The sequence below is a fragment of the Duganella sp. 1411 genome (assembly GCF_017833525.1).
GTDB lineage: Bacteria > Pseudomonadota > Gammaproteobacteria > Burkholderiales > Burkholderiaceae_D > Rugamonas.
In genome coordinates, this window is sequence record NZ_JAFICD010000008.1 from 265,462 (window position 1) to 277,055 (window position 11,594).

The 11,594-nt window shown below is 63.6% G+C and carries 8 protein-coding genes; 5 read left to right on the forward strand and 3 right to left on the reverse strand.

Annotation, left to right across the window (positions count from 1 at the left end; all coding sequences use genetic code 11):
* Positions 1-194 precede the first annotated feature (194 nt).
* Genes JOD97_RS29210 through JOD97_RS29225 form a run of 4 tightly spaced genes read left to right on the forward strand, consistent with a single transcriptional unit; the run spans position 195 to position 3,261 of the window.
* The gene (locus tag JOD97_RS29210) at positions 195-1,451 is read left to right on the forward strand and encodes a DUF2169 domain-containing protein (RefSeq protein ID WP_209726292.1); all 1,257 of its coding nucleotides are present in this window, start codon (positions 195-197) and stop codon (positions 1,449-1,451) included.
* 25 nt (positions 1,452-1,476) lie between these two features.
* A complete protein-coding gene (locus JOD97_RS29215) occupies positions 1,477-1,830 on the forward strand; it encodes a DUF4150 domain-containing protein (RefSeq protein ID WP_209726293.1) in 354 nt (117 codons plus the stop codon).
* 20 nt (positions 1,831-1,850) lie between these two features.
* Complete coding sequence (locus tag JOD97_RS29220) at positions 1,851-2,795, forward strand: hypothetical protein (protein ID WP_209726295.1); 945 nt, start codon at positions 1,851-1,853, stop codon at positions 2,793-2,795.
* A 7-nt stretch (positions 2,796-2,802) separates the two neighbouring features.
* Positions 2,803-3,261, forward strand: coding sequence for a hypothetical protein (locus tag JOD97_RS29225; RefSeq protein WP_209726297.1), 459 nt, complete (start codon positions 2,803-2,805; stop codon positions 3,259-3,261).
* Between the two features lie 49 nt (positions 3,262-3,310).
* Here JOD97_RS29225 and JOD97_RS29230 read toward each other — a convergent pair whose 3' ends face one another.
* Genes JOD97_RS29230 through JOD97_RS29240 form a run of 3 tightly spaced genes read right to left on the reverse strand, consistent with a single transcriptional unit; the run spans position 3,311 to position 6,911 of the window.
* The gene (locus tag JOD97_RS29230) at positions 3,311-3,985 is read right to left on the reverse strand and encodes a hypothetical protein (RefSeq protein WP_209726299.1); all 675 of its coding nucleotides are present in this window, start codon (positions 3,983-3,985) and stop codon (positions 3,311-3,313) included.
* 49 nt (positions 3,986-4,034) lie between these two features.
* Positions 4,035-5,432 (reverse strand): alkaline phosphatase, encoded by a 1,398-nt coding sequence (locus tag JOD97_RS29235; protein ID WP_209726301.1) that lies wholly within the window; start codon positions 5,430-5,432, stop codon positions 4,035-4,037.
* Between the two features lie 24 nt (positions 5,433-5,456).
* On the reverse strand, positions 5,457-6,911 hold the full coding sequence (locus JOD97_RS29240; protein WP_209726303.1) for an alkaline phosphatase: 1,455 nt from the start codon (positions 6,909-6,911) through the stop codon (positions 5,457-5,459).
* Positions 6,912-7,287: 376 nt separating this feature from the next.
* Here JOD97_RS29240 and JOD97_RS29245 point away from each other — a divergent pair.
* The coding region (locus JOD97_RS29245; protein ID WP_209726305.1) for a cadherin-like domain-containing protein at positions 7,288-11,594 on the forward strand (4,307 nt) is incomplete at its 3' end.

Sequence of the window (11,594 nt, forward strand, 5' to 3'; positions counted from 1 at the left end):
ACAGCGAGTTTTTTGACTCGCTGTTTTACTTCCCGAATCCAGAGGCGATCCTGGTTCCTCTTAAGAACCAGCCAAGGCTGCGCCTTTGACCCCGCGCAACCGAGCGGCAAGTTGGGCTGGCCAGCTCAGCAAACGGTTTCCGAACCATGCCATCATCGCATTTGAAGAAATGCAGCCATGAGCACGGCATAACCATGGAATTCCGCAACCTGACACCCTTCCCCGCGATGGCCTTCGACGCCCTCGACCAGCACGACCAGCGGTTCCATACCGCAGTCATGCGGCTGACGTTCGACGTGCGGGACGACGGTACGCTGACCCTGGCGCCCGTGCAAACGCCACTGGTGACGACCGATGAATACCACGGCGAATTAAACCGCTCCAGCGTCAAGCAGGAGTCCGACCTGGCGCCCTACAAGCCCCACACGGATGTGATCGTAATTGCCGACGCCCATGCGCCGAACGGCCAAGCCAGCGCGCAATTTGCCGTCATGCTCAAGATAAATGACGCGCCGTCCGACGCCGTGGAAGGCTCCCCCATCCTGCGCAAAGTACTGATGATCAGGGGCGCGCGCGAGTGGCGCAAGCGCCATCCGTTGACGCGGGCGCTCAGCATGTTCACGCTTGCACCATGGAGGCTGACGGCGCCGCAACCCATTGCGACGCTGCCGCTGCGCTACGAATACGCGTACGGCGGCGAAAACAAGGTTCTCGTCACGGATCAAGCGGCCAAACGGGTCGACGGAAAACACCGCTTGCCCGGTCGCGTGCCGCAAACCGGCGACGTCAATCCGAACGATCCGCAGGAGGCCATCGCGCACAGCGCCTGCGATCAAAATCCAGTCGGTCGCGGCTTCGCCGAGAACTGGTATCTGCACGCGACCAACACCCGGCGCATGCCGGCAGCGCAAATTGAAACATCCAGCCAGCCCATCGCGCGCTTTGCCGCCTCATCCACACCGCAGGGCTTGGGCGTGGTGGGGCGCGCCTGGCGGCCACGTATCGGGCTGGCGGGCACATACGACCAGCAATGGGTGGAACAACGCCACCCCAACCTGCCGGCCGACTTCGACTTCGCGTACTGGAACGGCGCGCCCGCCGACCAGCAAGTGACGCCCCATTTGATCGGAGACGAGAGCGTCACGCTGGCCAACTTGTGTCCCGCCGGCGCTGGCGCGGTGAAGGACGCATCGGGCAACACCTGCCTGTCTTTCTCCCTGCCAGGCCACTTGCCGTTTGTGCTGGTCCGATTTGAGGATGGGCGCATCGGCGAACTAGCCGCCAAGCTCGACACGCTGATCATCGACACTGCTGCGGACGCCAACAACCCGGCCAAAAAGACATCCGTGGTGTGCGTCTGGCGCGCCACCGTCGCCAGCGAACCCGGCGTGCGCGTGCTCGAAGCGCGGATGCTGACCCGCGCCGACGTCGCAGCCCTGCGCCAACCATAACGCCACCACCGTTTGAGAGGAATGTATGCCGACAGGTGCCCGCAAGAACAGCCTATTCAAGGCCGTCAGTCTGATCCCTAACGTTTGCAAAACGCCGATGGGGCCGAACCTGGTTCCAGTTCCCTACCCGATCATCGCCGATCTGGGTAACAGCGTTGAAGTGGCGAAGACGGTCCGGTTCAACGACGATGCCGTTTTCCTGCTCGGTGACAGTCTGGTCACGAATGTCACCGGCAACGAGGCGGGAACAGGCGGGGGCATGAAGTCCGGCGTCAACAAGGGCAAAGTGCGGGCCACGGCCGGTTCCAAATCGTTCAGGGTGGAGAAAAAATACGTCGTGCGCCATGGCGACGAATGCGATATGAATCTGGCGAGTTGAGCCTGGACGCGGGGCGCATCATGAGCACAAAAGGAGTGATCCTGGAACAAGCCGAAGCATCAATAACCCGGATCGAACCACACGGCGGCGGGTCTAATCCTGCTCTGGCTTTGGAAACCGCCGCGGAAAGGACCATGTGGCAAAAGTCCAGCCCTTGGGTACACGGTTTGCTGGGCGTCGCTAGTTTTGTTCCAGGGTTATCGGTGGCGACCGGTGCCGTCGATGCCGCCATCTACGCGGCCGAGGGCGAAGCTGTCGAGGCAGGCCTTGCCATGGCAAGCATGATCCCCGGCGGCAAAATTGTCACGACGGTCGGCAAAGTGGCAAAGGGGACGGTGGAAATGGCCAAAGGCGCGGGAGCGGCCGCGCGGATCGCCAAGGGAGCGCATGAAGCGGAAGAAGTGCTGACAGCGGCGCGGCAGGCGGAAGAGGCAGCCAAACTGGCGAAAGAGGTCAAAGCTGCCAAGGAAGCCAGGCAGGCCAAAGAAGCGGAGGAAGCCGCGCAAGCGGGTGCGGGTGGCAAGAAAGGCGGGAAGGACACGACGGTAAAACAGAAAAAGAAAGGACCGTGCGATCATCTGCGCCAGGGCAGCGGCAAGGGGCCATACCGGGGTGGCGCGCACAGCAAGACAAGCCAGCCCGCCAACGATGGCAAGGATTCACATCATATGCCGGCGGACGACGTTAGCCCATTGAAAGAAAAGGACGGCCCCGCTATCCAGCTTGATCCCCAGGATCACAGAAAGACGTCAAGCAATGGCACTCAAGGTTTAAAAGGTGTACGGTACAGGGCAAAACTGGACGCGTTGCTCAAAGATAAAAAATGGCGCGAGGCGATGGCAATGGAAATCAAAGACATCCGAAAAATAGCAAGGAAAGCCGGGAATCCCAGAAAATACAACGAGGCGATGTTGGAAATGCTTGAATATTTCAAATGTCTTGAAAAGCACGGCTTGTTACTATAGAGGCGACATGATGCTCAATTACGCAATAGACCCATTGATCGGGGTGGGCGAGGTCAAATTCGGCATGACCGCCGCACAGGTTTCATCATTGATCGGCGCGCCTGACGAATCAGACCTGGACGAAGACAGCAACGAAATCCGCGAATATCGGCGCGAGAACGGAATACAGGCCGTGTATTCCGAAAACGCTAAAGAGCTGGTGGAGCTGGGATTTGGAACAAACATCGTCGAACTTAATTACGATGGCGTTCCCCTTTTCACGGCGAATGACAAGGCGGTGTACGACCGACTTTTAGCCGACGATAGCAATCCCTATATGCTCCACGGCTTTATCATTTTCCTCGAAATCGGAGTGACCCTGACTGGATTTTTCAAGTCGGACAATGACGACAAGGCTGTTACGGTCTTCAAAAAAGGCAGATGGGACCCACTCAAACCCGAGATGAAGAAATTTATCGCGAAGTGAACAGCAGGACGTTGAAAAAGCCCGGGCCATCGATCCTCCCGGCGCCGCCTCAATCGAGGAAATCGGAATACTCGCGCCGCGCGTAGCCCTGCAGCTTTTTCCACGGCGCCTCGGTGGCGCCGGCCTGCGCCGTCACATCGACGCGGCGGTAGAAGGTGCCGGCCTTGTCGCCGCTTTCAATCACCAGCGGAATCTGTCGCCGCTCATCCCACAGCACGCGCTGGAACACGCCGCCCTCCTCGCGCTCGCGCCAGCGCGCGCCGGGCACGCTGGTGGCGCGCGTGGTCACCGGCATGGTGCCGAGCAGACGCGGATCGAGCAGATAAAAAGCGCGCTCCCACGAACCGTCGAAATTGACGTTGTCGAATTCCGACGGCGGAATCTCCACCACCGCGCGTTCCTTGGCGTCGACGTATTCGACGCGCGGCGTCTTGCCGGCCAAGGACACATGGCGTGGCAGCACGATGTGATTGAAACCGTGGTGATGCGCCTCTTCCGGCTCCGCCGCGTGCGCCGGCAGCACGCGCGCGCTCCACACGTGGCCCGGACGGCGCAGCATTTTTTCCTCGTAGCGCGATTCGCGCGTCACGCCATCGGGCGTGACCGTTTTGCTGTAATAGGCGACCGTGAGGTCCAGGTCGGGCGCGGCGGCCGGGGTGGCCGCTTGCGTCAAGCCGGCCGCGCAGACGGCGGCCAGCAGCATGGCGAAACGATGAATCTTCATGACTGTCGATCAAAAAGCGCCGGCGGACAGCCGCCGGCGCGGTTGCGGATTACAGGCCGAAGGCCGACTTGAGCAGGCCGAACACCTTGGTGTTGTCCAGGGTACCCTTGAACGGCTTGGCGCCGGCGCCCGTGGCGAACAGCTTGACGTCGCCGCCGCCGTGGGTCTCGCTCGACAGGCGCACACCGGTCTCCTGCAGGTAGTTGTCGGCCAGGACGGCGGTGCTGTCCAGGCTGGCGCGCGTGTTGGGACGATTCGGGCCGTTGCCGAACACCAAGGTGGTGTAGGTATTGCCGTCCGCATCCTTGGCCGGCTGGCCGTCGCGGTAGCCGCGGTTGATGTCCAGGATGGGATTGCCGCGCTTGCCGTAGCCGTTGAACGCCAAGGTGTGGTCGTGGTCGGCGGTGACGACGATCAGGGTGTTGGCCAGGGTCGGATCGGTCAGCTTGGCCTTGGCCAGCGCCGCCTTGATGGCGTCGTCGAAGGCGATGGTGTCGGTCAGCGCGCGCTTGGCGTTGGTGCCGTGCAGCGCGTGGTCGATGCGCCCGCCCTCGACCATGAGGAAATAGCCGTTGGTGTTCTGCGCCAACAGGTCCATCGCCTTGACGGTCATCTCGGCCAGGCTCGGCTGCGACGCGCCCTCGCCCAGCGGCGGCGTCGCGGTGCGGTCGAGTTCATATTCCAGATGGCTCTTGGTGCTGTACAAGCCGATGAACTTCTTGCCGCTGGCGGCGTTCATCTCGGCCTTGTTGGCGGCCACGGCGTAGCCCTTGGCGGACAACTCGGCCAGCAGGTTGCGGCCGTCGGCGCGGCCGGCGGTGTTGCTCGCACTATACGGCGTGAAGTGGTTGCGGCCGCCGCCCATCAGCACGTCGACGCCGTCGCCCAACGCGCTGTTGAAGCCGGCGCCGCCGGGCACCAGCTGGGCCGCGATGTGGTATTGCGCGTTGCGGTTGCAGATGTGCGCATAGGTCGCCGCCGGCGTCGCGTGGGTCAGCTCGGTGGTGGTGATGGCGCCGACCGCCTTGCCCTTGGCCTTGGCCAGTTCCAGGATGGTGGTGGCCGGCGTGCCGTTGCCGGCCGCGCAATTGTTCACGCCGAGGTTGCCGTTGGCGTCGCGGCCCGGATTGGTGGCCACGGTCTCGGGCGACATCGAGATGACCTCGTTGTTCATCTTGACGCCGGTCATGTAGGCGGCCATCGACGGCGCGCTGTCGGTGGTCTGGGCGTCGGCCGAGAAGGTCTTGATGCGGGCGGTGCGCTCCAGCGTGTCCATGGTCAGGCTGCCGTCCTCGCCGTACTTGTAGATGCGCGCGGCGGTGACGGTGGTCGGGCCCATGCCGTCGCCGAGGAAGAAGATGATGTTCTTGGCTTCGCCGGCCGCCTGCGCAGCCTGGGCGCCGGCCAGGGTCAGGGCCACGGCGGCCGCAAGTTTGGTGAATTTCATGAGTGGGTATCCGTTCGTTGTTGGTTACAGGCCGGCGGCGGCCTTGACCAGGCTGTAGACCTTGGTGTTGTCGATGGTGCCGGTGAAGGTTTCGGCGCCCTTGCCGGTGGCGGCCAGGAACACATCGGTGCCGCCGTGGGTCTCGCTGCCGGCGCCCATGCGCACCACGGCCTCCTGGTGGTAGGTGTTGGAGCCGGTGACGCTGTCGTCCAGGCTGGCCATGGCGCTGCGGCTGCCCTGCGTGCGGTTCTCGCCGTTGCCGAAGCCGATGATCGAATACGGCGCGCCGTCCAGATCCTTGTCGGCCGCGCCGGTGACGTAGTTCTTCACCACGCCCAGCACGCCCGCGTTGGCGGCGGTGGTCTTGCCGGTGCGCTTGGCGTAGCCGTTCAACACCAGCGTGTGGTCGTGGTCGGCGGTGACCACCACCAGCGTGTTCTTCAGCTCCGGATCGCTGACGCGCGCCTTGGCCAGCGCCGCCTTGATGGCGTTGTCGAACGCGACCATGTCCTGCAGCGCCTTCTTGGCGGTGGTCTCGTGCAGCGCGTGGTCGATGCGGCCGCCCTCGACCATCAGGAAGTAGCCCTTGCTGTTCTTGGCCAGCACGTCCATCGCCTTGGTGGTCATCTCGGCCAGGCTCGGCTCCTTGGCCGGGTCGCGGTCCAGGTCGTAGCTCATGTGGCTGGACGTGAACAGGCCCAGCAGGCGCTCGGTCTTGCCCGCGTCGATGGCGTTCAGTTCGGTCACGTTGCTGACGAAGGCCGCGTTTTTCGCCTTCATCTCGGTGATCAGGTTGCGGCCGTCGCTGCGCTTGCCGCCGTCCTTGACCGGCGTGAAGAACTGGCTGCCGCCGCCCAGCAGCACGTCCAGGCCGGCGCCCAGGGCGCTGTTGTAGCCGGTGCCGCCGGGCACCGAGGCGGCGGCGATATCGTTCTCCAGGTCGCGGTGGCAGATATGCGAGTAGGTCGCCGCCGGGGTCGCGTGGGTGACGCGGGTGGTGGTGACCACGCCGGCCGCCAGGCCTTGCGCCTTGGCCAGTTCCAGCAAGGTGGTGGCGGCGGTGCCGTTGTTGGCGCCGCAGTTGTTGCCCAGCTTGTTGCCGTTGGCGTCGGCCACCGGATCGACCGCCACCGTGTTGGGCGACATCGAGATCACTTCATTGTTCATCTTCACGCCGGTCATGTAGGCCGACATCGACGGCGCGCTGTCGGTCACCTGGGCGTCGTTGGAGTAGGTCTTGACGAAGGCCGTTTCCGGCAGCGTGTCGACGGTCAGCTCGCCGTCCTCGCCGACCGAATAGATGCGCGCGGCCGTCATGGTGGTCATGCCCATGCCGTCGCCGAGGAAGAAGATCACGTTCTTCGGCGCGGCGGCGACCGGCGGCGGGGTCACCGGCGCGTTGACCGGGGTGGAATCGCTGCTGCAGCCGGCGATCAGGGCCGCGCTCAAGCCGGCAAGGAGAAGGGACTTGCGGTTCATGTTGTCTATCCAGCGTCGTTTAAAGGTTTGTAAGATAGCAAGCCGTTATGACAACGTGATGACTAACGGATATCTATCCACTTCATCCATTGGTGGCGGGCCGTTGAAAATCGCCGGAGAGCGCCTTCGCCGATGAAAGTGACATTTGTCAAAAATTAAATGGTGACAATAAGTTATTATTACTTAGCAAATTGCAATTATTTCTGCGCCGTCTGCAAAGCAGTGCACGCGCTTTCCCCCCGATTCGGCGAGCTTGTCGGTTTGACCCAGGCCCATTGCAAATTCTTTCGATAGCACGCCCGATTATCCAGCCACTTAACGGTTGCGCACCGCTGCACGCCCTGCCGCGGTGAACGATGAAATAAGGAATACGACCATGGCCAAGCCAACAAATACGACCGCCACCATCACTGCAAAACCAGGCGGGGATTACTCCGTTACCGAAGACAGCGACGCGTTCGCGGCCGGTGCGCTATCAATCATCGACCCGGATCCAGGGCAGGCCGCGTTCCAGAGCGTGTCAGTCAAGAATCTGACAGGCTTATATGGCATCTTCGGCTTCAATTCCAGCACAGGCGCGTGGACCTATACGCTGGACAACACAAAGGCTGCGACGCAAGCGCTCAAAGGTGGCGCAACGGCGACCGACACCCTCACCGTCACATCGCTGGACGGCACGGCAAGTGCCCCGATTACGGTAGCGATTACGGGTACGAATGATATTGCGCGCATTAGTGGCACGGCCACCGGGGGCGTAACGGAGGCGGGCGGGACGAACAACCTCACAAAGGGGCAGGCAAATGCCACGGGCACCCTATTGGTCAGCGATGCCGACGCGGGCGAAGCCATATTCAAGGCTCCGGCGACCGGACTGACCGGCATGTATGGCACCTTCAGCTTCAATTCCACCAATGGCAAGTGGGCTTACACCTTGGACGACGCCAAAAGCGCCACTCAGGCGCTCACGTCATCTCAGACGGTGCACGATACGCTAACAGTCTCCTCATTGGATGGGTCGGCGAGCCAGATCATCGATGTGACGGTTATTGGCGCCAATGACAGTGCCATCATTACCGGCACTGCGACCGGCAATGTCGGTGAGGCGGGCGGCGCCAACAATAGTGTCAGCGGCGCGCCATCGGCCACCGGGACATTGGCGGTCGCCGATCCGGATGCGGCGCAATCCGCTTTCCGGCAAGTATTGGCGGCGAACCTCGACGGGACCTATGGCAAATTCAGCTTCGAGGCGTCGAGCGGCGCCTGGAGCTATGCGCTCGACAACAGCAAGGTCGGGACCGAAGCGCTAGCCGGAGGGCAGATCGTTCATGACACCCTGACGGTTACATCACTCGATGGCAGCGCGAACCAGGTCATCAACGTGACCATTACCGGCGCCAACGATGCGCCCATTGCGCGCGACGATGCCGCCACAACCAGAGAAAGCACTTCGGTCACAATCAGCAACGTATTAGCCAATGACAGCGATCCCGACACATTGCTGACGCCAGCCAGCGTTTCCGGATATACCCAGGCGGCGCATGGAACGGTGAGCTACAACTATGACGGCAGCTTTATTTACACCCCGAGTACGGGGTTCAGCGGTGCCGACAATTTTAGCTATACAATTTCGGATGGCCAACTCAGTTCGACCGCCACGGTAAGCATTACGGTCGATGCGGTGCAGAACCATGCGCCGGCTCTTACCTCCCCCGCTGCAACGCTGCAAGCGGGCATGGAAGACAATGCATATCTTATCAGCGCGATGGATCTGCTGGCGGGCTTCAGCGACATCGACGGCGACACCTTGAGCGTCTCCGCGCTAAGCGCCGACCACGGCAGCATCACTGACAATGGCGACGGCACGTACACCATCACCCCGGCTGCCAACTACAACGGCGCGGTCAGCCTGAGCTACAACGTGATCGACGGCCACGGCGGCAGCGTCGCGGCAAACCAGAGCTTCACGCTGGCAGCGGTCAACGACGCGCCGGCTGGCGCGGCCTCGGCCAACCTGGCCGCAGGCACCGAAGACACCGCCTACGTCGTCAGCGGGGCCGCCCTGCTCGCAGGCTTCGGCGATGCCGACGGCGATACCTTGAGCGTCTCCGCGCTTGGCGCCGACCACGGCAGCATCACTGACAACGGTGATGGCACGTACACCATCACCCCGGCTGCCAACTACAACGGCGCGGTCGGCCTCAGCTACAACGTAATCGACGGCCATGGCGGCAGCGTCGCGGCGACCCAGAGCTTCACGCTGGCGGCGGTCAACGACGCGCCGGTTGGCACGGCCACGGCCACCCTGGCAGCGGGCACCGAAGACACCGCCTATGTCGTCAGCGCGGCCGCCCTGCTAGCAGGCTTTGGCGACGTCGACGGCGACACCTTGAGCGTCTCCACGCTGGGCGCCGATCACGGCAACATCACTAACAACGGCGACGGCACGTACACCATAACCCCGGCTGCCAACTACAACGGCGCGGTCAACCTCAGCTACAGCGTCACTGACGGGCACGGTGGGACGGCGCCAGCGACCCAGAGCTTCACGCTGGCGGCGGTCAACGACGCGCCTGCCGGCGCGGCCTCGGCCACCCTGGCCGCAGGCACCGAGGACACCGCCTACGTCGTCAGCGCGGCCGCCCTGCTCGCAGGCTTTGGCGACGTCGATGGCGACACCTTGAACGTCTCCGCGCTGGGCGCCGACCACGGCAGCGTGGTCAACAATGGAAACGGCACCTATACGATCACCCCGGATGCCAACTACAGCGGCGCGGTCGGCCTCAGCTACAACGTGATCGACGACCATGGCGGCAGCGTCGCGGCGACCCAGAGCTTCACACTGGCTGCGGTCAACGACGCGCCGGTTGGCACGGCCTCGGCCAGCCTGGCTACGGGCACCGAAGACACCGCCTACGTCGTCAGCGCGGCCGCCCTGCTCGCAGGCTTTGGCGACGTCGACGGTGACACCCTGGCCATATCCTCGCTGATCAGCGACCATGGCAGTGTCGTCAACAATGGAGACGGCACTTACACGATCACGCCGACCGCCAACTACAACGGCGCGGTCAACCTTAGCTACAGCGTCACTGACGGGCACGGCGGGACGGCGCCAGCGACCCAGAGCTTCACGCTGGCGGCGGTCAACGACGTGCCCGCCGGCGCGGCCAGGGCCACCCTGGCCGCAGGCACCGAAGACACCGCCTACGTCGTCAGCGCGGCCGCCCTGCTCGCAGGCTTTGGCGACGTCGATGGCGACACCTTGAACGTCTCCGCGCTGGGCGCCGACCACGGCAGCGTGGTCAACAATGGAAACGGCACCTATACGATCACCCCGGATGCCAACTACAACGGCGCGGTCAGCCTCAGCTACAACGTGATCGACGGCCACGGCGGCAGCGTCGCGACGACCCAGAGCTTCACGCTGGCGGCGGTCAACGACGCGCCGGTTGGCACGGCCACTGCCACCCTGGCAGCGGGCACCGAAGACACCGCCTATGTCGTCAGCGCGGCCGCCCTGCTAGCAGGCTTTGGCGACGTCGACGGTGACACCTTGAGCGTCTCCGCGCTAAGCGCCGATCACGGCAGCATCAATGACAACGGCGACGGCACCTACACGATCACCCCGGATGCCAACTACAACGGCGCGGTCAGCCTCAGCTACAACGTGATCGACGGCCACGGCGGCAGCGTCGCGGCGACCCAAAGCTTCACACTCGCGGCGGTCAACGACGCGCCGGTCGGCACCGCGACGGCTACCCTGGTCGCAGGTACCGAAGACACCGCCTACGTCATGAGCGCCGCAGCCTTGCTCACAGGCTTTGGCGACGTCGACGGTGACGCCCTGAACGTATCCCCGCTGACCAGCGACCACGGTAGCGTAGTCAACAATGGGAACGGCACCTACACAATCACGCCGACCGCCAATTACAACGGCACGGTCAACCTTAGCTATAGCGTCACCGACGGCCAAGGCGGCAGCGTCGCGGCAACCCAGAGCTTCACGCTGGCTGCGGTCAACGACGCGCCTGCCGGCGCGGCCTCGGCCAGCCTGGCCGCAGGCACCGAAGACACCGCCTACGTCGTTAGCGTGGCCGCCCTACTAGTAGGCTTTGGCGACGTCGATGGCGACACCTTGAGCGTCTCCGCGCTAAGCGCCGACCACGGCAGCATCACTAACAACGGCGACGGCACGTACACCATCACCCCGGCTGCCAACTACAACGGCGCGGTCAGCCTGAGCTACAGCGTCACCGACGGGTACGGCGGCAGCGTCGCGGCGACCCAGAGCTTCACGCTGGCGGCGGTCAACGACGCGCCGGTTGGCGCGGCCTCGGCCAGCCTGGCCGCTGGCACCGAAGACACCGCCTACGTCGTCAGCGCGGCCGCCCTGCTCACAGGCTTTGGCGACGTCGACGGTGACGCCCTGAACGTATCCTCGCTGACCAGCGACCACGGTAGCGTGGTCAACAATGGGAACGGCACCTACACGATCACGCCGACCGCCAATTACAACGGCACGGTCAACCTTAGCTATAGCGTCACCGACGGCCACGGCGGCAGCGTCGCGGCGACCCAGAGCTTCACGCTAGCGGCGGTCAACGACGCGCCGGTTGGCACGGCCTCGGCCACCCTGGCCACGGGAGCAGAAGACACCGCCTACGTCGTCAGCGCGGCCGCCCTGCT